This is a genomic window from Microbispora sp. CL1-1, assembly GCF_012034195.1.
In the GTDB taxonomy this organism is placed as follows: Bacteria; Actinomycetota; Actinomycetes; order Streptosporangiales; family Streptosporangiaceae; genus Microbispora.
Map to the genome: position 1 here is coordinate 1 of NZ_JAATEK010000044.1, position 23,183 is coordinate 23,183.

Below are 23,183 nucleotides of genomic sequence, written 5' to 3' on the forward strand. Positions count from 1 at the left end.
TCGTCGCTCCTCACAGAGCGGTCAGGCGAGCACGGGAGATCCGGCCCGTCGTTCCGCATGGTAGCCCCGACCCAGCGACCCGCTCCTTGGCAGAAGGGTTCCCCAAGCGCAGGGCGTTCATGCTCTATCCAACCCCCTGCCGGGGGTGACATGTTCCCGATACGCCGCAAGCGAACGAGGTTTTAAGGGAGCACAAACACAATCGCGCGGTTATGCGATCGTCAGATCCTCCGACGACTTGCCATAACCGCGCGATCAAGGTTCAAGTTAGGGACTGTCCCCGCAGATCTTGCCCTCGCCAGGATCGTCCAGGCGGATGCGTCGCAAGGTGGAGGAGGAGCCAATAGCGGAGCTATTGACACCGGCTCCGCGCCCTTGCGGAGATTCGAAGGCCGTGAAGAATCTCCGTGGGTAGGGCGGCGACGCAGCCAGGTGCCGTCTGGACGACCCCAGTAGACAGCCGTTCCGAGCGACGCGACCCAGAGGTCGTGCCCGGCAAATCAAGCCCTGCCGCCCGCGGGGCGGCATCTGCCGGACACTGTCTAGTGCGCTTCCTCGTACGCCTGGACGATCGAGGCGGCAATGCGACCGCGCTCGCTCACAGGGTGTCCGTGGGCCTTCGCCCAGGCACGGATCTCCGCGCTCTTCTCGCGCGTCATCGCTCGCTGGCCCCCGCCGCCCGCACCACGACGGCGCCCACGGGCCTGCCCGCTGTCGGCGCGCCTCGCGCTGCTGACGAAAGGCGACAGAGCCTCGCGAAGCCTCTTCGCGTTGCCGTCGCTCAGGTCAATCTCATATGACGTGCCGTCAATCGCGAAGGTGACCGTCTCATTGGCCTCGCCGCCATCGAGATCGTCGATGAGAATCACCTGCGTGTGCTTGGCCATCCGGCAATCCTTTCGCAGCCCATAGTTTGATTCGTCAGCCAAACATATACCCGGTTTCCCCTGGCTGACAATTCATGATTGCGGATTCTCAGGAACCTCTGAGTCCGGTGACTTCTCGCGTGGCTCCCGTGCCGTGCGGAGGCCCGCCGCGTCGGAACGTACCAACTTTACGATGCCGTAGACGACCGCGCCGGCGACGACCGCGGAAGGTATCAAGGCGGACAATACCTCTGTCATTCTGCCTCGCTCGTGCCGGGGGTGTCATTAGGTGCACCCGAGGAAATTCCGAGGACGTGGCAAGGCTGCCGGCCTCTTGCCCGGGCCGGGCGCCCTGATACGACCATAGCGCCGGGAGGGACCAGGCGCGCCTTCCGGGGTGCCCCTGGAGGGCCGAGGTAATCCTCGTCTCTCCAGCGGCCTTACCGGATGCACTCGAAATCGTACCCAGAATGCCGACCCCGCCGGTCACCGATCCCGGGCCGTCCGGTCGTTTCAGCCGCTTGCGCGCTTCCCCGGCCACGGCCGGCGACGGGGTCACGCCTCCCACAACATGCCGTAGCCGCAGGTGAGGAACCTGACGATCCGTACGGACAGGCGTGGGGGAACACGCGTCAAGCGGCAAACACACCCCGCGGAAAAGGGCCGGACCGGGGACGTACGGCCGTTGAAGAGCTCGGCTGAAACGAGGAGCCGCGTCACGGCGGCCGGATCTTCACAAGGAGCCCGGCACCCTTCTCGTACGGCGTGCACGCCTTGCGTGATATACGCGCAAGCAGATCGTCACAGCCCGGAAGCCTCGTAAAAAGAGTGGACCACCGGTTCCGTCAAGATCGACAAGAGGGAGGTCCGAAGATCGAAAAAAGGAGCGGGGGGCACAATCACGCGGACGGCCCGGACGGTCGTGGCGCCGGAGTTTCCCACGGCCAAACGATCCCCGCATTCCGCGGACGCCGCCTCCGGGCGGCCGGAGCGGGCGGGCATCGGGGAGTGCCATAAGGGCCTGTGCGGCTCCATACGGCCCCATAAGCGCCCCTGACGGTTCCTTAAGCCGCCCGTGGGGGATATGACCCCGGAGACGGCGGGGGCGAGTCTTAAGGATTGGCGCCGGGGGCGGTCTCGCGGTCATTGGGCACCTCTCGGGACGGTAACCCAAGCATGACATGCCCCGTAGAGGCCGCAAGGATTTTCCGTCACAGCCACGCGGGCGCGGTGCGATCGGAGCCATAGCGACCCATAGAAAAACGGGGCCGATGGTCCGTTCCATCGACCCCGTCCGTCGTCTTACTTGACCTTGACCACTACGGTGTTGGCGACCTTGTCATGGAGCGCCTGATGCAGCGGCTTGTCCCACAACAGCCACAGCACGTTCAGAAGAGTGCCGAGGTTGGCGATGTAGGTGATAACGGGAATCCACTGCAGGAACTCGAAAGCGTAGAGCACGCCGGCCCGCTTGAGCGCCGCGTCCTGCGGAAGCCCACCCGCGTCGAGAGTGCCTCCGACCCGGACGACCTTGATGCCCATGAGTTTCTTGCCGAGCGTCTGGCCCTGTGCCCGCAGCATGAGGAATTCGTAGACGACCATGACGAGGCCGCCCAGGATCGCCGTGAGCAGCGACGCCAGGAAGTAACCGCTTCCGGGGTTGTAAACCCCGCTCCTAATGTCGACGCTCGCGTTGGTGACGACGATGGCCGCGACCACGACCGTGATGATCCCGAGCGGAATACCGACGATCACGCCATCGATGATGCGGGCGACGAGACGCTGCCACCACTCCGCGAGCGGAGCCGGGGCGCCGGGCGGGATCGGGCCGGCGGGCGCGTACGGCTGGCCGTAGCCGGGCTGACCATAGGCGGGCTGGCCGTACGGCTGCTGGCCATAACCGGGCTGCTGCCCATAGCCCGCCTGGGGGCTCGGCTGGGCGAACTGCTGCTGCCCGTACTGGTCCTGGCCGTACGGCTGCTGGGCCTGCGGCTGGCCGTAGCCCTGCTGGCCGTAACCGGGCTGCTGCTGAGCGCCGTAGCCCTGCTGCTGGCCGTACGGCTGCTGCGGGCCGGTCTGACCATAGCCCTGCTGGGGGTGACCCTGCTGCGGCCCGGTCTGGCCATAACCCTGCTGCTGCCCATAGCCCTGCTGCTGGCCGTACTGGTCCTGACCATATGGCTGCTGGGCCTGCGGCTGGCCGTAGCCCTGCTGGCCGTAACCGGGCTGCTGCTGAGCGCCGTAGCCCTGCTGCTGGCCGTACGGCTGCTGCGGGCCGGTCTGACCATAGCCCTGCTGGGGGTGACCCTGCTGCGGCCCGGTCTGGCCATAACCCTGCTGCTGCCCATAGCCCTGCTGCTGGCCGTAGTCCTGGGGACCGGTCTGCTGGCCGTACTGCTGCTGGGCCTGCGGGGCCTGCTGACCATAGCCCTGCTGGCCGTACGGCTGCTGCTGGGCGCCGTAGCCCTGCTGCTGGCCGTAGCCGCCCTGAGCGGGGTCGTAGGCGGGCGGCTGCTGCGGACCCGTGTGCTGCCCGCGATAGCTGACCACCGTGACGTCGGGGTCGTATTCCTGGGGTTGTCTGTCCGTGTTGTACCCGGGGTTCGATGACGGCGGTGGCGTTCCGTCCGACTCGTCCTGGGGGTACGGCGGCTGTCCGGTGCTCACCGTGTCACCTCGTTTCGAAGACGCATGCGCCGCACGTCTGTAGCACACGCTGATATTGCCAAAAGTAGCGACAGGCGTATCAACAGTCACCTTTGCAACAGTCGACAACCACCGTCAAGATCGATGATCAATGCCCATCAATGGTGATCAATGACGGTCGAGGTGCAGCAACATCCGGGTGTTCCCCAGCGTGTTCGGCTTCACGTGCTCCAGGTCGAGAAACTCGGCGACACCCTCGTCGTACGACGCCAGGAGCTCCGCGTAGACCTCAGGGGAGACCGGGGTGCCCTGGATGGGCCGGAAACCGTGCCTGGCGAAGAAGTCCACCGCGAACGTGAGGCAGAAGACCCTCCGCACGCCGAGGTCCCTGGCGGTCTCGATGAGCGCGGCGACGATCCGGTGGCCGATGCCCCCGCCGCGCGCCGCGGGGTCCACCGCGACGGTCCTGATCTCGGCGAGGTCCTCCCACAGCACGTGCAGCGCGCCGCAGCCGACGACCTGCCCGGCCGTCTCGGCCACCCAGAACTCCTGGACGTCCTCATACAGCGTGACCGTGCTCTTCTTGAGCAGGCGGGGCCCGTTGCCGGAGTACGCGTCGACGAGACGCCGGATCGCCCGGACGTCCGGCGTCCTGGCCCGGCGCACCGTCACGGCCGTGGCACCCGACTCACTGGGCGTCTGCGCGGCGACCTGCTCCATGACCGGTCAGCCTAGCCGCAGCGCGGCCTGATCCCATGCGCGGAGCGTCCCCCGGATAACGGTCATCCCCAAACGCCAGACCCCACATGAGTTCTGACCGTGTGTAGCCGCCCGGACGCGGACGGACGTACGGTCACACCCCAAGGCCACTGTCCACTTTTGTCCCAGTTTTTTCACCAGCCCGAGCAGCACATCCAAACTCTCGGATCGCTCCAAACCCCTGTGAACACGGACGTTTCACAACCGATCCCGTGATCCGACCGTGATCCTTTGGTTGTCAAACCTAGACGGGTTTCGGAGTTCTGGTTGAGCAAGAACTCGCGGTGCACTATCGTCCAGCGACGATGCCGGTCATCGTGAGCGCTCGCGGCGACCGGGCGCCGAATCTTCGAAGCACCGAGTGCGAAGGGGAGCCGGGGACCCAACTGCAGGATCCAGGATCGGTTCGGTCTCAGATCGACAAGGGGTGAATCCGCCAGGTAGGGCTACTCCGGCCCGAACCCGTCAGCTAACCCGGTAGGCGCTCAGCAGCGCCCCGCCGTACGGCCCCGTCTCGACGACGGGCCCGCCGCGGGGCGCACATGGGAGAGGAGCTCGGTTGCGCATGCGTGGCAAGAGGCCGGCGGGCAGGCACGCCCGCGGCCGGCGATCCGGATCCGGCACGGCCGGTCCGGGTCCCCTCCGCCGTTTGGCGTTCGTCGGACTCGCGATCAGCGCGATCACGTTCGGCGCCCCGGTCGTCAGCGCCACCGCCGACCCGAAGCCGAGCCTCAAGCAGCTCACCAAGCAGGTCGAGGACCTCTACGACGAAATCGAGACGCTCACCGAGCAGTACAACGGCGAGCGGGTGCGTCTGAAGGCGGCCGAGCGGTCCGCCGACCTCGCCAAGAAGAACCTCGCCAAGAGCGAGGCCGAGCTGGAGGTCCGCCGGCAGAAGGCGAGCGCCCTCGCGCAGCACTCCTACATGACCAACGGGCTCGGCAACGCGCTCGCGCTCATCGACAGCGACATCGACCCCCGGCGCTACCTCGACCAGGCCTCCACGACGTACGCGCTGGAGCTGCAGCAGAGCCAGGAGGTCGCGGAGGTCACCAAGGCCATGGACGCCGCCGCGCGGGCCAGGCAGAGCGCCTCCGCCCGGCAGGCCGAGGTCAAGAAGCTCCTCAGCGGCCTCGACGCCCGGCGCGACAAGATCACCAGTCTGATCAAGAAGACCGAGAGCAGCCTCTACCGGCAGGTCTCCCAGACGATCGGCAGAGAGACGCGCACGAGGACGGACTTCCCCATCATCGGTGACGGCAAGGCCGCCCAGGCGGCGCGCTGGGCCCTCGCGCAGCAGCTCAAGCCGTACGTGTGGGGCGCCGATGGGCCCGGCTCCTTCGACTGCTCCGGCCTGGTCATGGCGGCCTACCAGTCCGTCGGGATCAGCCTGCCGCACTACACGGGCGACCAGTGGACGGCCGGCACGCACATCCCGCGTGACCAGCTCCGCCCCGGCGACCTGGTGTTCTTCTACTCCGACCTGCACCACGTGGGCATCTACATCGGCAACGGCTACATGATCCACGCGCCGCGCACAGGAGACGTCGTCCACATCGCGAAGATCGACGGCCGGCCGTTCGCGGGCGCGGTGCGCGTCGCCGACTGAGTCTCTGGCCACGGGGCCTCTGACCACGGGGCCTCTGACCACGGAGCCTCTGTCACAGGGGCCTCGGTCTACGGAGCCCTTCGTCTACGGAGCGCCTCGGTCTGCGAGGGCCTCTGTCTGCGGGCGCTCTTCCACGGAGCCTTCCCGGGGGCCTTTCCGGGGAGCCTTCCCGGGGAGCCTTTCCGGGGGCCTTTTCGGAGAGCCCCTCCTCCGTTGGAGGGGCGCCGGTCCCTTTCGCAGCGAACGCGGCCGGACAACGCAGTCGGATAACGCGCTTAGATGAAACACTCAGATGAGGCGGCGGCGTGCCGCCCAGGCGACCGCCTCGATCGCCGTCGCCACACCGATGCGGTCGCAGATGCACCGCAACCGGCGCCGCACGGTTCGGCCGCTGACGTCGAGACTGCGGCCCACCCGGTCTGCTGTCACTCCCTTGGCCAGCTCCGCGAGGAGAAGCAGATCCTCTTCGGTGAGACCGGCACGCTCAAGGTCCGAGGCAGGATTGTCACCTCGGTAGACGACCTCGGGAACACCCATCGTCCGCCCTCCCCCACGACGATGTCGTCGGCCCACCCTTCAGGGAAGGTAAACGCCTCGCCTGAAGGTCGTCAAGGTCGGTGGCCGGAGCGGCGGTCGTACGCCTGCCTGGCCGCTTCGACATCCTCCATGTGGATCTCGGCCCAGCGCTTGATCGCTTCGAGCAGCGGCATGAGGTCCTCGCCCAGCGGCGTGAGCCGATAGTCGACCCTCACCGGCACCGACGGAGTGACCGTGCGTGACACCAGGCCGTCGCGTTCCATCGTCCGCAACGTCTGCGTGAGCATCTTCTGGCTGACTCCGGCGATCGTCCTCGCCAACTCGCTGTAGCGGCGCGGGCCGCCGGCGAGCGCGGTGAGCGCCAGGCTCACCCACTTGTCGCTGAGCGTGTCGAGCAGCTTCCTGGACGGGCAGGTCGCGACGTAGGCGTTGTAGCGCTGACGCGCCTCCTCGCGCCGCTCGGCCGCCGTCTGAGTCGCCATGTCTTCCCTTCTCCTCCCTTACGCACTTCCAGGTGCCTTCTTACCGAAAGAGAGTAGATCTTCCTACGCTCCGTGCCATCGCGAAAGGAGAAAGACGCTCATGAGAGCACTGATGGCACGGGATGGAGCCGTACGGATCGTCGACGTGCGGGAGCCGGATCCGGGGCAGGGGCAGGTGCGGATCAGGGTCGAGGCGGCGGCCGTCAACCCCGTCGACCTGGCCACGGCCGCGGGCGTCCTCGCCGACAACGGGCTCATGCCGCACCAGGAGACGTACGCGCTCGGCTGGGACGTCGCGGGCGTGGTCGACCGGGCCGGGCCGGGGGTGACGGGTCTGCGGCCGGGCGAGCGGGTCATCGGGCTGTCGGACCGGCTGACCGACCCGCTCAAGGCCCAGGCGGACCTGGTGGTGCTGGACGAGACGGCGGTGGCTCCCGCGCCCGTGGGGGTGGCCGCGCCCGAGGCGTCCACGTTGCCGCTGAACGCGCTCACCGCCGTCCAGGCACTCGACCTCGCCGGGCTCGCCGAGGGCGAGACCCTGCTCGTCACGGGGGCGGCGGGCGGCGTCGGCGGCTATCTCGTGGAGCTGGCCGTGGCGCGGGGGCTCCGGGTCGCGGCGGTCGCCGCGCCCGGCGACGAGACGGTGGTGCGGGGCTTCGGCGCGGAGTGGTTCGTGCCGAGGGGCGCCGACCTGGCGGCCGCGGTCAGGGCCGCCGTTCCCGGCGGCGTGCACGGCCTGGTGGACGCGGCGCTCGTCGGCCTGCCCGCGCTCGACGCCGTGCGCAACGGGGGCGCGTTCGTCGCCGTCAACGCCGGGCTGGCCCCCGTGCCGCTGCGCGGCATCCGGGTCTCCACGGTGTTCATCCGCGCCGACGCGGCCCAGCTGCGGGACGTCGCGAAGCTGGCCGAGGCGGGACGGCTGAGCCTGCGGGTCGCCGGCACCTACCCGCTGGAGCGGGCGGCCGAGGCGTACGAACGCCTGCGGAAGGGCGGCCTGCGCGGCCGGCTGGTCCTGCTGCCCTGAGTCTCCCGATCCCCTGCGTTTCCCGATGCTCTGGGTTCCCGGCGCGCTGCGTTTCCCGATGCTCTGGGTTCCCGGCGCGCTGGTTTCCCCTTCCGGCATGCCCGGCCGGGCATGCCGCGGGCCGGACGGCGATGCCGTCCGGCCCTTTTGTCGAAGGCGGCGATCAGGCGCGGCCGAGGAGCTCACGCACCCGGTCGCGGCCGACGGCCAGCAGCAGCGTGGGCAGCCGCGGGCCGGTGTCGCGGCCGACGAGCAGCCGGTAGAGCAGGGCGAAGAAGGCCCGCTGGGCCGCCTTCAGCTCGGGCGTGGCCGCCTTGGCGTCCATGTCGAGCCCGGCCTGCACCTTCGGCACGCCGTAGACGAGCGTGGTCAGCCCGTCGAGCGACCAGTGCGCGTCGAGTCCCTCCACCAGCAGGCGCAGCGACTCGCGGTCCTGCTCGCCGAGCGTGTCGAGCAGCTCCTTGTCGGGCGTCTCGCGCACCTGTGTGCGCTCCTCGGCGGGCACGTAGGTGTTCACCCAGTGCTGGGCGCGATCGAGCCGCGGCCGCAGCTCGTCGAGCCCGCCGATCTCCGGGTCGAACGCGCGCAGGATACGCAGCGTCTGCTCCTCGTCTCCGGTCGTGATGTCCACGACCGAGGCGAGCGTCCGGTAAGGCAGCCGCCGCGGCGTCTCGGGCAGGACCCGGGAGGCCGTGCTCGACGCCCGGCGGTAGGCCGCCTGGTCGGCCGGCAGCGCCGTGCCCTCCTGCACCTTCTTCGTCAGCGTGTCCCACTCGTCGTACATGCGCTGGATCTCCTGATCGAAGGAGACCTTGAACGACTGGTTGGGACGGCGGCGGGCGTACAGCCAGCGCAGCAACGCGGGCTCCATGATCGACAGGGCGTCGGCCGGGGTCGGCACGCCGCCCTTGGAGCTGCTCATCTTGGCCATGCCGCTGATGCCGACGAAGGCGTACATCGGGCCGATCGGCTGCGGCGCGTCGAACACCTCGCGGACGATCTGGCCGCCGACGACGAACGACGAGCCCGGCGAGCTGTGGTCCACGCCCGACGGCTCGAAGATCACGCCCTCGTACGCCCAGCGCATCGGCCAGTCGACCTTCCACACCAGCTTGCCGCGGGTGTGCTCGGACAGCAGGACCGTCTCGCTGTGGCCGCACACGCAGGTGTACGACATCGCCGTGGTCTCGTCGTCGTACGACGTGACCGTGGTCAGGTCGCGGTCGCAGACCGAGCAGTAGGGCTTGTAGGGGTAGTAGCCCCCGGCCCCGGAGCCGTCGTCCTCGCTCGCGGCCCCCGAGCCTTCGAGCGCGGCGGCCTCGTCGGCGTCCGTGACCTGCTTGGCCTTGGCCTTCTTGGTGCGGTACTGGTCGAGGATCGCGTCGATCCGCCGCCGCTCGCGCATGGCGAGCAGCACCTGCTCCCGGTATGCCCCGGAGGTGTACATCTGCGTCTGGCTGATGCCGTGGAACTCCACGCCCAGCTCGGCCAGCGCGGCGATCATCGGGGCCTTGAAGTGCTCGGCCCAGTTCGGGTATTCGCTGCCGGGCGGGGCCGGGACGGTGGTCAGCGGCTTGCCGATGTGCTCGTTCCAGGCGGGGTCGATGCCCACCGGAACCTTGCGGAAGCGGTCGAAGTCGTCCCACGAGATGATGTGCACGCACTCGTAGCCGCGCCGCCTGATCTCGTCGGCCACCAGGTGCGGGGTCATGACCTCGCGCAGGTTGCCCAGGTGGATCGGGCCGGACGGGCTGAGGCCGGACGCGCAGACGACGGGTTTGCCCGGTGCGCGCCGTTCAGCCTCGGCGATGACCTCATCGGCGAAACGCGCCACCCAGTCGGCGTCCATCACGTCAGTCCTCTCTGAACGGGATCCTGCCTTCTATGGTCCCGTACGCGAGGGAGTCGTCAGGACGCGTTACGGGCGTAGACCAGCCGCAGGCCGATCAGCGTGAGCCAGGGCTCGTGCACGTCGATCGTACGGGCCTCGCCGATGACGAGCGGGGCACCGGTGCCCGTGGCGACCACGGTCACGTCGTCGGAGTCGGAGGCCAGCTCGGCCGTCATCCGGTCCACGATGCCGTCGACCAGGCCCGCGAAGCCGTAGATGATGCCCGACTGGAGGGCCTCCACGGTGTTCTTGGCGATCACCGACCGTGGGCGCACCAGCTCCACCTTGTGGAGCTGGGCCCCGGCCGTGGCCAGCGCGTCCACCGAGATCTCCAGGCCGGGCGCGGTCACCGCCCCGACGTACTCGCCCCGGGCCGAGACGGCGTCGAACGAGGTGGCCGTGCCGAAGTCCACGATCACACACGGCCCGCCGTACAGGGTGGTGGCGGCGAGCGCGTTCACGATGCGGTCGCTGCCGACCTCCTTGGGGTTGTCCATCCGGACCGGGACGCCGGTGCGGACGCCCGGCTCGACGACCACCGCCGTGACGTCGCCGTAGTAGCGCCGCGACATCTCCCGCATCTCGTTGAGCACCGACGGCACCGTGGAGCAGATCGCGATGCCGCTGATGTCGGCGTCCTTGAGAAGCGGCGACTGCCCGAGGAGACCCTGGAGCACCACCGCGATCTCGTCCGCCGTACGGCGGGGGTCGGTGGCGATGCGCCAGTGTTCGATCACCTCTTCACCCTCGAACAGGCCAAGCACCGTATGGGTGTTGCTGACGTCGATGGTGAGCAGCATTCCCTGATTATGCATCACGAAGATCTAGACCAAGGTCGAGTGCCGGGGCCGAGTGTGTGAGCGCGCCCACGGCCAGGTAGTCGACCCCGGTCTCGGCGACCGCGCGGGCCACGTCGAGGGTCAGCCCGCCGCTCGACTCCAGCCGCGCCCGGCCGGCCACGAGCCGTACGGCCTCGGCGAGCTGGTCCACGGTGAAGTTGTCGAGCAGGATCTCGTCGGCCCCTTCGTCCAGAACCGGCTCGATCTGGTCGATGCGGTCCACCTCGACCTCGATCAGCACGCCGGGGAAGGCCTGCCGTACGGCGCGGAACGCCTCGGCGACGCCTCCGGCGGCGACGACGTGGTTGTCCTTGATCAGCGCGGCGTCGTGCAGGCCCATCCGGTGGTTGACCCCGCCCCCGGCCCGTACGGCGTACTTCTGCAGGGCGCGCAGCCCCGCCAGGGTCTTGCGGGTGTCGCGGATGCGGGCGCCGGTGCCCTCGACGGCGTCCACCCAGCGGCGGGTCTCGGTGGCGATCCCGGACAGGTGGGTGAGGAAGTTGAGCGCGGTGCGCTCCATCGTGAGCAGGTCCCTGGTCGTGCCCCGCACGGTCATCACCACGTCACCGGGGCGCACGCGGTCGCCGTCGGAGGCGTGCCGCTCGACCTCGACCGGCCCGGCGGCCTGCCGGAAGACGGTCTCGGCCACGGCCAGCCCGGCGACCACGCCCTCCTTGCGGGCCACGACGTCGGCGACGGACCGCTGGCCGGCCGGGATGGTGGCGACCGAGGTCACGTCCTGTCCCCCGGCCAGGTCCTCCTCCAGCGCGGTCCGGACGAGGCCGAGCACCGCGTCCGGGTCGAGTCCGGCCTTCTCCAGCTCGGTCCGCAGTTCCTCGTGAGGCGTGTACGTCAAGGTCAGTCCCTCCGCCGTCAGGGCGATGTCGATGTGCGCCCGCCAGTGGGCGTCGTCGCGGTCGGGGTGGTCCTCCCGCCAGTGCGAACCGCGGGTCTCCTCTCGTACGGCCGCTGCGGCGACCAGCGCGGACGCCACCGTGAGGAGGTTGGTCGCCTCCCACGACTCGGTGCAGGGCTCGACCGCGACCGGCGTCCAGCGGGCGTCGGAGAGCGCGCGGGCGACCTCCGCCAGGCTGCGGTCGCTGCGCAGCACCCCGGCGCCCCGGCTCATGTGGCTCTGCACCCTCGTCCGCGTACGGGGGTCGACCAGGCCCTCGGGACGGTCGTCCGGCGCGGGCTCGCCCGGGGCGGGCCGTTCCGCGACCAGGTCGGCGGCGATGCGCTCGCCGTAGACGAGCCCTTCCAGGAGGGAGTTGGAGGCCAGCCGGTTGGCACCGTGCACGCCCGTGCAGGCGACCTCTCCGCAGGCGTACAGGCCGGGCACGCTGGTCCTGCCGTACAGGTCGGTGCGCACGCCGCCGCTCGCGTAGTGGGCGGCGGGGGCGACGGGGATGGGCTCGGTGACGGGGTCGATGCCGTGCTCGCGGCAGACGGCGAAGATCGTGGGGAACCTGGAGCGCCACTTCTCCTCGCCGAAGTGGGTGGCGTCGAGGTAGACGTGGTCGGCGCCGGTCCGCGCCATCTGGCGCATGATCGCCTTGGCGACCACGTCGCGGGGGGCGAGGTCGGCCAGCTCGTGCACGCCCCGCATGAAGCGCTCGCCGTTCGCGTCGATGAGCACGGCGCCCTCGCCGCGCACGGCCTCGGAGACCAGCGGCTGCTGGCCGGTCGAGCCCTCGCCCAGCCACAGGACCGTGGGGTGGAACTGCACGAACTCGATGTCCCTGACCACCGCGCCGGCCCGCAGCGCGAGCGCCACGCCGTCCCCGGTGGACACGACGGGGTTGGTGGTGGCCGCGTAGACCTGGCCCATGCCGCCGCTGGCCAGCACCACGGCCCCGGCCCGTACGGCGCCGACGCCGTCGCGAGCGCCCTCGCCCATGACGTGGAGCGTGACCCCGCAGGCGCGGCCCTCGGCGTCGCGGAGGAGGTCGAGGGCGAGGGCGTGCTCGATGACCTCGATGCGGGGCTCGGCCAGCACCGCCTCGGCCAGGGCCCGCTGCACCTCCGCGCCGGTCGCGTCGCCGCCCGCGTGGACGATGCGGTTGCGGTGGTGGCCGCCCTCGCGGGTGAGCTGGAGCTCGCCGTCGACGTCGCGGTCGAACTCCGCGCCGTGGCTCATCAGCCGCTTCAGCGCGTCGGGGCCCTCGGTGACCAGGACGCGCACGGCCTCCTCGTCGCACAGGCCGACCCCGGCGACGAGCGTGTCCCTCAGGTGCTCGTCGGGGGTGTCCTCGGGGTCGAGGACGGCGGCGATGCCGCCCTGCGCCCACCGGGTCGATCCGGCCGACAGCACATCCTTGGTGACCACGAGCACCCGCGCCCGTGGGTCGAGTTCGACGTGGCGCAGCGCCACGGTGAGGCCGGCGATCCCCGACCCGATCACGACCGCGTCGGCTTCGACGGTCCAGCCGGGTGCGGGGGCGGTGAGTCTGCGTGCGAGCGCGACCATGAGGGGGTCCCCTTTCGTCATAATGACGATAACGCCCCCGGGTCGATGGTGCCGCCCCGGCCCCTCCTACAAGAGACGTGCCGCAGGACCGGCGCCCGCGCCGGGCGCGACGCCTGTGCCGGGGGTGGCGCCCGTGCCGGGGGCGGCGCGGTGCAGCGTTGGCGTCCGTCGCGGGGCTGGTGTCAGGAACGAGGGCGGTGTCCGTCGCGGGGCTGATGTTCGTCGCGGGGCCGGTATTCCGTCGCGGGTGCGGTGTCCGTCGCGGGTGCCGTGTCCGTCGCGGGTGCCGTGTCCGTCGCGGGTGCGGTGTCCGTCGCGGGTGCCGTGTCCGTCGCGGGTGCGGTGTCCGTCGCGGGTGCGGTGTCCGTCGCGGGTGCGGCGTTCGTCACAGGGGCGGCGCAGAGCTGGGCGGTCAGAGTTGCGCAGGCCCATTCCTCCCATTGGTCCTGCGACCAGCCGCGGTCCCGCACGAAGAGCAGGTACAGGTCCGGGCTTAGCAGGCAGAACAGCAGGTCCGCCGCCGTCTCGGCGGAAACGCCGGGACGCACGCCGGGTTTGCCGGAAAGCGCCTCGGCCGCAGCCCGCTGCACGATGTAGCGCGGGTCGGAGCCGTCCGACCACTGCGCGGCGATCTGCGGGTCGGCGGCGCGGGCGGACTCGATCATCGGCATGAGCGGGGCGACCCGGCCGAGGATCTCGCTCGTGCCGCGTACGTGCGCGCGCACCTGCCCGGCCGCGGTGGGCTCGGCGCACGCGGCGCGGAACCACTCACGATCCATGACGGCCACCGGCTCGGTGTCGCCGGCGATGGACGTGTCGACGACCTCCTTGAACAGCGCACGCTTGTTGCCGAAGACGAAGTAGACCGTCTGGACGGCCACGCCCGCCCGGTCGGCGACCTCCTGCAGGCTCGTCGCCCCGTAACCCTGCGCGACGAACAGCTCCCGCGCCGCCTGGATGACCTTCTCGCGGGTGCGGCGTGAACGCTCGGCCCGCTTGTCCGGCCGCTTGACGGTTTCCATGGCGCGAGTATATCTCTAGAGTTAATCACTAGAGTTCACCTCTAAAAACATGGAGCCGGGGCATGGAGAAGCCGAACATCACCGACGCAGGCACCGGACGAGACCTGGAGGAGGCCGTACGCCGAAGGCTGGAGAGCTACTACCGGGACGGCAAGCCGCCCTGGGACACCGGCGTGACGCCGCCCGAGCTGGTCACCCTGATCGAGGGGCACAGCGAGGGACACAGCGATGGGCACGGCGCGAGGGACGGCGAGGGGAACGGGGCGGGGAGCGGCCGGGCGCACCTGTCCGGCAACGTCGGCGCGGGGAACGGCGGTGCGCACGGGGCCGGCGACAGTGAGACAAGGAACGGCCGGGCGGGGAACGGCGCGCTGCCGCCCGGCCGCGCCCTGGAGCTCGGCTGCGGCACCGGAACCAACGCCATCTACCTGGCCCGGCACGGCTGGGAGGTCGTGGCCGTCGACCTGATCGACCGTGCGATCGAGGAGGCCAGGAAGCGGGCCGACGCGGCGGGAGTGGCCGTACGGCTGCTGCAGGGAGACGTCACCCGGCTCGACGAGCTGGACGCGCCCGGCCCCTTCGACCTGTTCTTCGACCTGAGCTGCTTCTGCGGCATCCCGCCGCACCGCCGCGACGCCTACGCCGCCGGGCTCACCCGCCGCGCCGCCCCCGGCGCACGGCTGCTGATGTTCGGGTATGGCCCGGACACGCTCGACGACGCGCTCTCCGGCGTCACGGCCGACGAGCTGCGTGCCAGGTTCAAGGGCTGGGAGCTGGTCGACGTCACGCCCGGGACGAACCCGTTCCCCACCTTCTGGTTCACGCTGCAGGCGCGGAACGTCTGAGTCTCACGCAGCGGGGAAGGCCGAGACCACGCCGCCGGCCCGGGGACGGCTGAGGGCACCGGCCGGAGACGCCGCCCGGAGCGCGCCACGGGCCGGGTGCGGCCGAGCCCGCGCAGCAGAGGGGGGCGCCGCGGCCTCGCATGATACCCCTACCCGGTATCCCTACAGGGTCAGCACCATGTTGTCGATGAGACGGGTGGTGCCGACCTTGGCCGCCACCGCCAGGATCGCCTCGCCGCGATGGTCCTCGGCCACCGGGGCGAACGTCGCGGGGTCGGCCAGGATCAGATAGTCGAGCAGCAGCGGCGGGTCGAAGCGGGCCGCCTCCTCCAGCACGGCCCGGGCGGCGTCGAGGATCCCGGCCGGCCCGGCGGTCCCGGCCCGCGCCGCCCCGGCCCGCAGCGCCCGCGACAGCGCGAGCGCGGTGCGGCGGTCGGCCTCGGACAGATACCTGTTGCGGCTCGACAGGGCGAGGCCGTCCGGCTCCCGCACGGTCGGGGCGCCGACGATCGACACCGGCACGTCGAGGTCGGCCACCATCCGCCGGATCAGCGCGAGCTGCTGGGCGTCCTTCTGCCCGAAGACCGCGACGTCCGGCCGCACCAGGTTGAACAGCTTGAGCACCACGGTCAGGACGCCGTCGAAGTGGCCGGGCCGGAACGCTCCCTCGACCACGCCGCCCATGCCGCCGGCCGAGACCTGCACCTGGCGGTCCGGCAGGTACATGTCCTCGGCCGAGGGCGCGAAGACCACGGCCACGCCCTCCTCCTCGCACACCTGGAGGTCGGCGTCGAACGTACGGGGATAGCGGGAGAAGTCCTCGTTGGGACCGAACTGCAGGGGATTGACGAACACGCTCACGACCACGTGGTCGGCGTGCTCGCGCGCCAGCCGAAGCAGCGACCGGTGGCCCTCGTGGAGCGCCCCCATCGTGGGGACCAGGGCGATCCTTCCGGGGCCGAGCTCGTCCCTCGCCTTGTCGAGGGCGGCGCGGTCGGCGGCGACGGTCAGGTCCATATGTTCCCTCCCAGGGCGTCCAGCAGGCGTTCGGCCGCCTCCGGTTTGAGCAGGCCCGCCGCGAGCGCCCGGTCGGCGGTGAGCCTCGCCAGGGCGACGTACGCGTCCGCGGCCTCGGGGGCGGCCAGGATGAGCGCGTCTACGTGCTTGCGCACGGTGCCCGCGTCGCCGCGGACCACGGGCCCGGTGAGCCCGCTGATGCCGAGACGCAGCACGTTGTCGAGTGCCGCGCTGAGCAGGGGGCCGAGCATCCGGCCCGGATGGTCCACGCCGATCTTCGCGAGCAGTTCCTGCGACTCGGCGACCAGCGTCACCATGTGGTTCGCGGCGCCGGCCAGGGCGGCGTGATAGAGCGGGCGGTCGCGGTCGGCGATCCACACGGGCTCGCCGCCCATCTCGATCACCAGCGCCTCGGCCACCGGCCGCAGCATGTCGGGCGCGGTGACGCCGAACGAGCAGCCGTTGAGCCGGGTCAGGTCGTCGCTCCTGCCGGTGAACGTCATCACGGGGTGGAGCGCGAGCGGCAGCGCCCCCTCCTGGGCAGCGGGGTCGAGCACGCCCAGGCCGTACGCGCCGCTGGCGTGCACGAGCAGCTTGCCGCGCAGGTCGGCGCCGGTTGCGGCGAGGCCGGAGACGAGGCCCGGCAGCACGTCGTCGGGCACGGTCAGCAGCACGAGCTCGGACCGCGCGATCACCTCGTCCGGCCTGCTGAGGTTCAGGCCGAGGCGGTCGGCGGCGCGCCGCGCCGACGCCTCGGATACGCCGCTGGCCGCCACCACGCGATGGCCCGCGAGCATGAGCGCGGCTCCGAGCACGGAGCCGACCCGTCCCGCGCCGAGCACTCCCACGGCGAGCCGCGCCGGGCGGTCACTTGTGTCCATGACGCCTCCCCTCGGTTCAGCGTAGCGGCGGCGCTCCCGCCGGCCCGGGCGTGGCCCAACGGTCGGATTTTGTCCCGTTTCTCACGGGCCTATGTTGAGCCATAAGTACGAAAGTGACTACTTTTCGTCACGGCCCCGGCGTGTCGGTAACGTACACCGGTGTGGAGGTCACCTGGCGGGAGGCCATGCGGCGGGCGCTCTACGGCGCGGAGGGCTTCTATATACGGGAGCGTCCCGACCGGCACTTCCGCACGTCGGTGCATGCCTCACCGGTCTTCGCGGAGGCCGTGCTGCGCCTGCTCCGGCGGGCCGACGCCGACCTCGGCCGCCCCGACCCGGTCGATCTCGTCGACATGGGCAGCGGCAACGGCCTGCTGGCCGCCCGCGTGCTCGCCGCCGCGCCGCCGGACCTTGCGGAGCGGCTGCGGGTCACCGCCGTGGACCTGTCCCCCCGGCCCGGCGATCTCGATCCCCGCGTCGCCTGGGAGCCGGAGGCGCCGTACGGGATCGCGGGCCTGGTGATCGCCAACGAGTGGCTCGACAACGTGCCGCTCGACGTCGCCGAGATGACGCCGGACGGCCCTCGCCTGGTGCTCGTGGACACCGCCACCGGCGACGAACGGCTCGGGCCCGCGCCCTGCCCCGAGGATCTGGCCTGGCTGGAACGCTGGTGGCCGCTGCGCTCACCGGGGGAACGCGCCGAGATCGGCCGTACGCGCGACGAGGCGTGGGCCTCGCTGATCACGCGGCTGGCGCGCGGCACGGCGGTCGCGATCGACTACGCCCACCTGTACGGCCACCGGCCCCCGCTCGGCACGATCACGGGATATCGCGACGGCGCGGTGGTGCCGGCCACGCCCGACGGGTCGTGCGACATCACGGCCCATGTCGCGCTGGACGCCTGCGCGGCGGCAGGCGAGCGGGCGGGGGCGCGGGAGACCACGCTCACCACGCAGCGGGAGGCGCTGCGCGACCTCGGGGTCACCGGCGCCCGGCCGCCGCTCGCGCAGGCGTCCGCCGATCCCGCCGGATATGTACGCGCGCTCGGCCGGGCCTCACAGGAGGCCGAGCTGATCGACCCGGCGGGGCTCGGCGGCTTCGGGTGGCTCGCTCAGACGGTCACCTTGAGCGACTCCAGGCCGCGCATGATGTAGCTGGGCTTCCAGGCGGGCTCCTCGGCGAGCTCCAGCTTGGGCGCGAGCCGCAGCAGGGCGCCGAACGACTCGGCCATCTCGACCCGCGCGAGCGGCGCGCCGAGGCAGAAGTGGATGCCGGCGCCGAACGAGATGTGCGGGTTGTCGGTGCGGCCGATGTCGAGACGGTCGGGGTCGGCGAAGACCTCGGGGTCGCGGTTGGCCGAGCCGAACAGCAGCGCGATCTCCACTCCCCGGGGGATCGTCACCCCGCCGACCTCGATGTCCTCCAGCACCCACCGCTCGAACATCTGCGCCGGGGTGTCGTAGCGCAGCAGTTCCTCGACCGCCGTCGGCATCAGGCCGGGGTCGGCGCGCAGCCGCTCCAGCTCGCCCGGGTTGCGGAACAGCGCCCACCACCCGCTGCCGGTGGCGTTGACCGTGGCCTCGTGACCGGCGTTGAGCAGCAGCACGCAGGTGCCGATCAGCTCGTCCTCGGTCAGCCGGTCTCCGTCGTCCACCACCTGGGCCAGCGCCGAGATCATGTCGTCGCCCGGCCGCTCCCTGCGCGCCCTGGCCAGCCCGCGCAGGTAGTCGGCGAACTCCGTGGCCGCGCGTACGGCCGTGTGCTGGGCCTCCAGCGAGGGGTTCAGCTCGTACATGCCGCAGATGTCGGCCGACCAGGGACGCAGCAGGTGCCGGTCCGACTCGGGCACGCCCAGCATCTCGGCGATCACGGTGACCGGCAGCGGCTCGGCCACCTCGGCCAGCAGGTCGCCGCCGCCGCGTTCGACCAGTGCCTCGGTCAGCTCGGTCGCGATCTTCCGTACGCGGGGGCGCAGCGACTCGACCATGCGGGGCGTGAACGCCTTGGACACCAGGCGGCGCAGCCGCGTGTGGACCGGCGGCTCGACGTCGAGCATCCCGGCCCGGATCACCCGCCAGAACGGTTCCTGGAACTCCGGCTCGGGCTCGCGGCCGAACGCCTCATGCGTCGCCACGTGCAGGTAGGACCGGCCGAGGCGCCGGTCGCGCAGCAGCGCGTTCACATCCGCGTGGCGGGCGATCAGCCACTGCCCTGTCGGCTCGAAGAAGCTGACCGGCTCGTTGTCGCGCAGGTCGCGGTAGGCGTCATAGGGGTGCGCGATGAACTCGGCGTTCCAAGGATCAAACTTCACAATGGACAACAATACGGATGAAAGGCCTCGCTCGGGAGTGCGGGCGTACGGGTCCCTCATGGCGTACGTTGGGGCGATGCCCAAGCGCCGCGCACCGCATCGCAGGGAACCCCGCGAACTCGGCGACCTGCCGTACGCCGGTCACCTGGAGCCGTTCGACGGCCGGCTCGATCACGGCGGCGACTACGACACGGTCCTGTTCGACGGACAGGAGTTCGAGGACGCCGACGCCGGAGGCGCCCGGTTCATCGAGTCGGCGTTCACCTCGGTGACGTTCATCGGCGGCCGATACCGGCGCGCCCGGTTCTCCGACGTGTGGCTGAACGGCGTGCGCTGGGTGGGCGGCGACCTCACCGAGTCGGTCTGGGCGGACGCGGAGATCGTCATGAGCGCCCCGGCCGGCACGGCGCTGCCCGGCGCCGAGCTGCACCAGGTGTTCTTCCACCGCTGCAAGCTCGACTCGGTCAACTTCCGCGCGGCCGACCTGCGGGAGGTCTCGTTCGTCGAGTGCACGCTGCGCGACGTGGACTTCGCGGGCGCCACGCTGACCGGCGTCGCCTTCCCCGGCTCCACGCTCGAACGGGTGCGGTTCGACAAGGCCCGCATGTCCCGGGTCGACCTGCGCGGGGCGGTGTCGCTGGGGATCTCCGACGGCTACGACGCGCTGCGCGGCGCGACCATCAGCGGCGTCCAGTTGATGCAGCTCGCGCCGATGTTCGCCCACGTCCTGGGGGTCACGGTCGGCGACGACTGACTCCGCCCGGGTCATCCGCACTTGCGCCCGGAGGGAGGTGCCGGGTTATAGTGCCGTCCAGGTCATGAGTGCCAGCGTCAAGCCCCGGCTTGCTGGCCGGCAACCCTCGCGCTCGCGGCGGGGTGCCCCGGGTGAGGACCGGGCTCGGCACGAGGTGTGCCGGGCAAGCGCGGGCTCCGCCTTCCGACGCCATGGCCGGGGTCCCCGACCCGAGGAGGCTTGGCGTTGTCCGCACTCACGTTCGTCCAGCAGGCCGTCACCCGCATCTCCGACGAGCCCGAGCTCGCCCCCGTCCTCCTGCCGGCCGTCGTCGGCGCCGATCTGGAGGTGCCCGTCAAGGGTGGCAGGCTCGTGCCGTACGCGAACCTCGATTACGCGGCGAGCGCGCCCTGTCTCGAGCCGGTGAACGCCGCCGTCGCGGCGGCGCTGCCGGCCTACTCCAGCGTCCACCGGGGTGCGGGCTACGCCTCGCAGCTCACGACCGCCAGGTATGAGCAGGCCAGGCACACCGTGCGGGCCTTCGTCGGCGCCCGCCCCGGCGACGCGCTGATTTTCGTGCGCAACACGACCGACGCCATGAACCTGCTGGCCCGCAGCCTCCCGCAGGGCACAACCGTCGTCGTGTTCGAGACCGAGCACCACGCGTCGCTGCTGCCCTGGCCCGACGCCGTACGGCTCGCGCCGCCCGCCTTCCCCGGCGAGGCGCTCCGGGCGGCCGACGAGGCGCTGGCCGCGATCGAGGGCCCGGCCCTGCTCGTCGTGACCGCCGCCTCCAACGTCACCGGCGAGCTGTGGCCGATCGCCGGGCTGGCCCACATCGCCCACCGGCACGGCGCGCGGATCGCTGTGGACGCCGCCCAGTTCGTCCCCCACCGCGGGCTCAACCTCGCCGCGCTCGACCTCGACTATGTGGCCTTCTCCGGGCACAAGCTCTACGCCCCGTTCGGCGCCGGGGTGCTCGTGGGGCGCCCCGACTGGCTCGCCGACGCCGACCCGTACCTGCGCGGCGGCGGAGCCGTACGGTCGGTGGGCGAGACCACCGAGTGGAGCGACGACCCCGAGACGCGGCACGAGGCGGGCACCCCCAACGTGCTCGGCGCGATCGCGCTCGCCGCCGCCTGCGACGCGCTGACCGCGACCGGCTGGGCCGCGCTGGTGCGCGAGGAGGAGCGGCTGCTCGCCCGCCTGCGCGCCGTGCTCGCCACGATCCCCGGCGTCCGCGAGCTGTCGCTGTGGGGTCAGGATCACCCGCGCGTCGGCATCGTGTCGTTCGTCGTCGAGGGCCGTACGGCCCGGGAGGTCGCCGAGGCGCTGTCCGGCGACTGGGGCATCGGCGTCAGGGACGGCAAGTTCTGCGCCCACCCGTTCGTCCGCCACCTCCTCGGCGGCGGGCAGGACGGCGGCTGCGCCGACGGCACGGTCAGCGCCGTACGCGCCTCGATCGGCATCGGCACCACCACCGAACACGTCGACCGCCTCATCGAAGCCCTTCGCGAGATCGCCGCCGCCTGACGGGGGTTACCGAGCCGGCGGAGGCTTTCGCTCGTGCGGGGCGAGCGTGAAAGCATGGACGGTATGACGACCGAGCAGGAGGGCGTGCGCCGAGAACAGATCGTGGGGATCGGCGCGGGCGCCGACGCCGTGCAGGCGAGGGAGCTGGCCACCGAGGACATGATCCTCAACATCGGCCCGCAGCACCCGTCCACCCACGGCGTGCTGCGGCTGCGGCTCGTCCTCGACGGCGAGCGCATCACGGCCGCCGAGCCGATCGTCGGCTACATGCACCGCGGCGCGGAGAAGCTGTTCGAGGTGCGCGACTACCGGCAGATCATCGTGCTGGCCAACCGGCACGACTGGCTGTCGGCGTTCGCCAACGAGCTGGGCGTCGTGCTCGCGGTCGAGCGCATGCTGGGCATGCAGCCCCCGCCCAGGGCGGTGTGGGCCAGGACGCTGCTGGCCGAGCTCAACCGCGTGCTCAGCCACCTGATGTTCCTCGGCAGCTATCCCCTGGAGCTCGGCGCGATCACGCCGGTCTTCTACGCCTTCCGCGAGCGGGAGACCCTGCAGCACGTCATGGAGGAGATCTCCGGCGGCCGCATGCACTACATGTTCAACCGGGTGGGCGGGCTGAAGGAGGAGCTGCCCCTGGGCTGGCTCGACCGCGTCACCGCCGCCGTCGCGGCCGTGCGGCGGCGGCTGCCCGACATCGAGGAACTGATCGCCGGCAACGAGATCTTCCTGGCCCGCACCCGCGGCGTCGGCGTGCTCGACCGCGAGACGATCATGCAGTACGGCGTGAGCGGCCCCATCGCGCGGGCCTCGGGCGTCGACTTCGACCTGCGGCGCGACGAGCCCTACCTCGCGTACGGCGAGCTGCCGGTGAAGGTCGTGACCCGGTCGGCCGGGGACTGCCAGGCCCGGTTCCAGGTGCTGCTCGAACAGGTCAAGGTCTCCCTCGACCTCGCCGACGCCTGCGTGGAGCGGCTGCGGCACCTGCCGCCGGGGCCGATCAACCAGCGGCTGCCGAAGGTGCTGAAGGCGCCCGAGGGCCACACGTACGCCTGGACGGAGAACCCGCTCGGCCTGAACGGCTACTACCTCGTGTCGCGCGGCGAGAAGACGCCCTGGCGGCTCAAGCTGCGCAGCGCCTCCTACAACAACATCCAGGTGCTGCGGGAGATGCTGCCGGGCAACCTGGTATCCGACATGATCGCCATCCTCGGCTCGATGTTCTTCGTGGTGGGCGACATCGACAAGTAGCCGGTTACGCTTCCCCGGAGGGCTCGCCGGGCACCCGGCAGCAGTGTTCGAGGAACAGCGCCGCGCAGATCAGGATCACGCAGGCCACGAACGACCCGCCGCCGACGAGCGCGTCCTGGCGAGGCTGATCGAGGTCGAGCAGTTCGAGCACGTGCACCACGAACCCGGCGAAGATGCCGCCGAACGCCGCTCCGGCGTACGCCGTGGCCTTGGCCAGCGCCGCCAGGCGGGCGACGGCCAGCGGCTCGACGGGCTTGGTGTTCGGGCGGCGCAGGATCCGAGCCCGGGTCAGCCACCCCGTGTACGCCTCACCGATGGCCAGCAGCAGCGTGGTGGGGATCGCGGTCCACGGCAGGGTCGGCACCGTGGAGTAGAACCGCAGCAGCAGTCCCCAGGTGAGCAGACCGAACACGAGCACGAGACCGACGAGCACGCCGGGGTTGGTGGGCTTCAATCGGGGTCTCCTCGTC

At 71.1% G+C, this 23,183-nt stretch carries 20 protein-coding genes and 2 riboswitches; of the genes, 7 read left to right on the forward strand and 13 right to left on the reverse strand.

What is annotated here, in order from left to right:
- Positions 1–542: 542 nt before the first annotated feature.
- From HCK04_RS33695 to HCK04_RS33705, 3 genes are all read right to left on the reverse strand, one after another.
- A complete protein-coding gene (locus tag HCK04_RS33695; protein ID WP_142651406.1) occupies positions 543–887 on the reverse strand; it encodes an Lsr2 family protein in 345 nt (114 codons plus the stop codon).
- A 1,281-nt stretch (positions 888–2,168) separates the two neighbouring features.
- Positions 2,169–3,533: an RDD family protein gene (locus HCK04_RS33700; protein ID WP_142651407.1), complete on the reverse strand. Its 1,365-nt coding sequence runs from the start codon at positions 3,531–3,533 to the stop codon at positions 2,169–2,171.
- 147 nt (positions 3,534–3,680) lie between these two features.
- Positions 3,681–4,232, reverse strand: coding sequence for an amino-acid N-acetyltransferase (locus HCK04_RS33705; protein WP_142651408.1), 552 nt, complete (start codon positions 4,230–4,232; stop codon positions 3,681–3,683).
- Positions 4,233–4,616: 384 nt separating this feature from the next.
- Positions 4,617–4,770: riboswitch (cyclic di-AMP (ydaO/yuaA leader) on the forward strand.
- 150 nt (positions 4,771–4,920) lie between these two features.
- On the opposite strand from HCK04_RS33705, the gene HCK04_RS33710 reads away from it, so the two are divergent.
- On the forward strand, positions 4,921–5,880 hold the full coding sequence (locus HCK04_RS33710) for a C40 family peptidase (RefSeq protein WP_240972072.1): 960 nt from the start codon (positions 4,921–4,923) through the stop codon (positions 5,878–5,880).
- A gap of 288 nt (positions 5,881–6,168) precedes the next feature.
- Here HCK04_RS33710 and HCK04_RS33715 read toward each other — a convergent pair whose 3' ends face one another.
- Positions 6,169–6,417, reverse strand: a complete 249-nt coding sequence (locus HCK04_RS33715; RefSeq protein ID WP_142622380.1) for a LuxR C-terminal-related transcriptional regulator — start codon at positions 6,415–6,417, stop codon at positions 6,169–6,171.
- Positions 6,418–6,488: 71 nt separating this feature from the next.
- Positions 6,489–6,899 (reverse strand): helix-turn-helix domain-containing protein, encoded by a 411-nt coding sequence (locus tag HCK04_RS33720; RefSeq protein ID WP_142651410.1) that lies wholly within the window; start codon positions 6,897–6,899, stop codon positions 6,489–6,491.
- 100 nt (positions 6,900–6,999) lie between these two features.
- Between HCK04_RS33720 and HCK04_RS33725 the strand changes: the two genes are divergently transcribed.
- A complete protein-coding gene (locus HCK04_RS33725; RefSeq protein WP_142651411.1) occupies positions 7,000–7,923 on the forward strand; it encodes an NADP-dependent oxidoreductase in 924 nt (307 codons plus the stop codon).
- Positions 7,924–8,086: 163 nt separating this feature from the next.
- Here the strand turns inward: HCK04_RS33725 and lysS are convergent, their stop codons facing one another.
- From lysS to HCK04_RS33745, 4 genes are all read right to left on the reverse strand, one after another.
- Positions 8,087–9,772: a lysine--tRNA ligase gene (gene lysS / locus HCK04_RS33730; RefSeq protein ID WP_142651412.1), complete on the reverse strand. Its 1,686-nt coding sequence runs from the start codon at positions 9,770–9,772 to the stop codon at positions 8,087–8,089.
- 59 nt (positions 9,773–9,831) lie between these two features.
- The gene (locus tag HCK04_RS33735; protein WP_142651413.1) at positions 9,832–10,614 is read right to left on the reverse strand and encodes a type III pantothenate kinase; all 783 of its coding nucleotides are present in this window, start codon (positions 10,612–10,614) and stop codon (positions 9,832–9,834) included.
- 7 nt (positions 10,615–10,621) lie between these two features.
- Positions 10,622–13,123, reverse strand: coding sequence for an L-aspartate oxidase (locus HCK04_RS33740; RefSeq protein ID WP_142651450.1), 2,502 nt, complete (start codon positions 13,121–13,123; stop codon positions 10,622–10,624).
- 182 nt (positions 13,124–13,305) lie between these two features.
- A complete protein-coding gene (locus HCK04_RS33745) occupies positions 13,306–14,145 on the reverse strand; it encodes a TetR/AcrR family transcriptional regulator (protein ID WP_205831048.1) in 840 nt (279 codons plus the stop codon).
- A gap of 62 nt (positions 14,146–14,207) precedes the next feature.
- Here HCK04_RS33745 and HCK04_RS33750 point away from each other — a divergent pair, with 62 nt between their 5' ends.
- The gene (locus HCK04_RS33750; protein ID WP_240972073.1) at positions 14,208–14,990 is read left to right on the forward strand and encodes a class I SAM-dependent methyltransferase; all 783 of its coding nucleotides are present in this window, start codon (positions 14,208–14,210) and stop codon (positions 14,988–14,990) included.
- Positions 14,991–15,152: 162 nt separating this feature from the next.
- Here HCK04_RS33750 and panC read toward each other — a convergent pair whose 3' ends face one another.
- Together panC and HCK04_RS33760 are read right to left on the reverse strand one after the other, a co-directional pair.
- Positions 15,153–16,007 (reverse strand): pantoate--beta-alanine ligase, encoded by an 855-nt coding sequence (gene panC / locus HCK04_RS33755; RefSeq protein WP_142651414.1) that lies wholly within the window; start codon positions 16,005–16,007, stop codon positions 15,153–15,155.
- Positions 15,998–16,888 carry a DUF2520 domain-containing protein gene (locus HCK04_RS33760; protein ID WP_142651415.1) on the reverse strand — a complete coding sequence of 297 codons (891 nt, stop codon included), beginning with the start codon at positions 16,886–16,888 and terminating at the stop codon, positions 15,998–16,000. The genes panC and HCK04_RS33760 overlap by 10 nt, the downstream gene beginning before the upstream one ends.
- Before the next feature lie 140 nt (positions 16,889–17,028).
- Here HCK04_RS33760 and HCK04_RS33765 point away from each other — a divergent pair, with 140 nt between their 5' ends.
- On the forward strand, positions 17,029–18,042 hold the full coding sequence (locus tag HCK04_RS33765) for an SAM-dependent methyltransferase (RefSeq protein WP_312845786.1): 1,014 nt from the start codon (positions 17,029–17,031) through the stop codon (positions 18,040–18,042).
- Here the strand turns inward: HCK04_RS33765 and HCK04_RS33770 are convergent.
- Entirely contained in the window at positions 18,000–19,199 is a 1,200-nt protein-coding gene (locus HCK04_RS33770; RefSeq protein ID WP_221890015.1) for a cytochrome P450, read from the reverse strand. The genes HCK04_RS33765 and HCK04_RS33770 overlap by 43 nt on opposite strands.
- A gap of 76 nt (positions 19,200–19,275) precedes the next feature.
- Between HCK04_RS33770 and HCK04_RS33775 the strand changes: the two genes are divergently transcribed.
- The 3 genes from HCK04_RS33775 to HCK04_RS33785 all read left to right on the forward strand — a co-directional run bounded on the left by HCK04_RS33775 (position 19,276) and on the right by HCK04_RS33785 (position 22,713).
- Positions 19,276–19,953 (forward strand): pentapeptide repeat-containing protein, encoded by a 678-nt coding sequence (locus tag HCK04_RS33775; RefSeq protein ID WP_142651416.1) that lies wholly within the window; start codon positions 19,276–19,278, stop codon positions 19,951–19,953.
- A 60-nt stretch (positions 19,954–20,013) separates the two neighbouring features.
- Positions 20,014–20,129, forward strand: a riboswitch (SAM riboswitch).
- An 88-nt stretch (positions 20,130–20,217) separates the two neighbouring features.
- Positions 20,218–21,465 carry an aminotransferase class V-fold PLP-dependent enzyme gene (locus HCK04_RS33780; protein ID WP_142651454.1) on the forward strand — a complete coding sequence of 416 codons (1,248 nt, stop codon included), beginning with the start codon at positions 20,218–20,220 and terminating at the stop codon, positions 21,463–21,465.
- A 63-nt stretch (positions 21,466–21,528) separates the two neighbouring features.
- The gene (locus HCK04_RS33785) at positions 21,529–22,713 is read left to right on the forward strand and encodes an NADH-quinone oxidoreductase subunit D (RefSeq protein WP_142651417.1); all 1,185 of its coding nucleotides are present in this window, start codon (positions 21,529–21,531) and stop codon (positions 22,711–22,713) included.
- A 4-nt stretch (positions 22,714–22,717) separates the two neighbouring features.
- On the opposite strand, the gene HCK04_RS33790 is transcribed toward HCK04_RS33785, so the two are convergent.
- Positions 22,718–23,167, reverse strand: a complete 450-nt coding sequence (locus HCK04_RS33790) for a DUF3180 domain-containing protein (protein WP_142651418.1) — start codon at positions 23,165–23,167, stop codon at positions 22,718–22,720.
- Positions 23,168–23,183: the final 16 nt, after the last annotated feature.

Coding starts and splice junctions, on each gene's coding strand:
- HCK04_RS33695 (WP_142651406.1), bottom strand. CDS start 887: ATGGCCAAGCACACGCAGGTGATTCTCATCGACGATCTCGATGGCGGC.
- HCK04_RS33705 (WP_142651408.1), bottom strand. CDS start 4,232: ATGGAGCAGGTCGCCGCGCAGACGCCCAGTGAGTCGGGTGCCACGGCC.
- HCK04_RS33715 (WP_142622380.1), bottom strand. CDS start 6,417: ATGGGTGTTCCCGAGGTCGTCTACCGAGGTGACAATCCTGCCTCGGAC.
- HCK04_RS33720 (WP_142651410.1), bottom strand. CDS start 6,899: ATGGCGACTCAGACGGCGGCCGAGCGGCGCGAGGAGGCGCGTCAGCGC.
- HCK04_RS33725 (WP_142651411.1), top strand. CDS start 7,000: ATGAGAGCACTGATGGCACGGGATGGAGCCGTACGGATCGTCGACGTG.
- lysS (WP_142651412.1), bottom strand. CDS start 9,772: ATGGACGCCGACTGGGTGGCGCGTTTCGCCGATGAGGTCATCGCCGAG.
- HCK04_RS33735 (WP_142651413.1), bottom strand. CDS start 10,614: ATGCTGCTCACCATCGACGTCAGCAACACCCATACGGTGCTTGGCCTG.
- HCK04_RS33740 (WP_142651450.1), bottom strand. CDS start 13,123: ATGGTCGCGCTCGCACGCAGACTCACCGCCCCCGCACCCGGCTGGACC.
- HCK04_RS33745 (WP_205831048.1), bottom strand. CDS start 14,145: ATGGAAACCGTCAAGCGGCCGGACAAGCGGGCCGAGCGTTCACGCCGC.
- HCK04_RS33750 (WP_240972073.1), top strand. CDS start 14,208: ATGGAGAAGCCGAACATCACCGACGCAGGCACCGGACGAGACCTGGAG.
- panC (WP_142651414.1), bottom strand. CDS start 16,007: ATGGACCTGACCGTCGCCGCCGACCGCGCCGCCCTCGACAAGGCGAGG.
- HCK04_RS33760 (WP_142651415.1), bottom strand. CDS start 16,888: ATGGACACAAGTGACCGCCCGGCGCGGCTCGCCGTGGGAGTGCTCGGC.
- HCK04_RS33775 (WP_142651416.1), top strand. CDS start 19,276: ATGCCCAAGCGCCGCGCACCGCATCGCAGGGAACCCCGCGAACTCGGC.
- HCK04_RS33785 (WP_142651417.1), top strand. CDS start 21,529: ATGACGACCGAGCAGGAGGGCGTGCGCCGAGAACAGATCGTGGGGATC.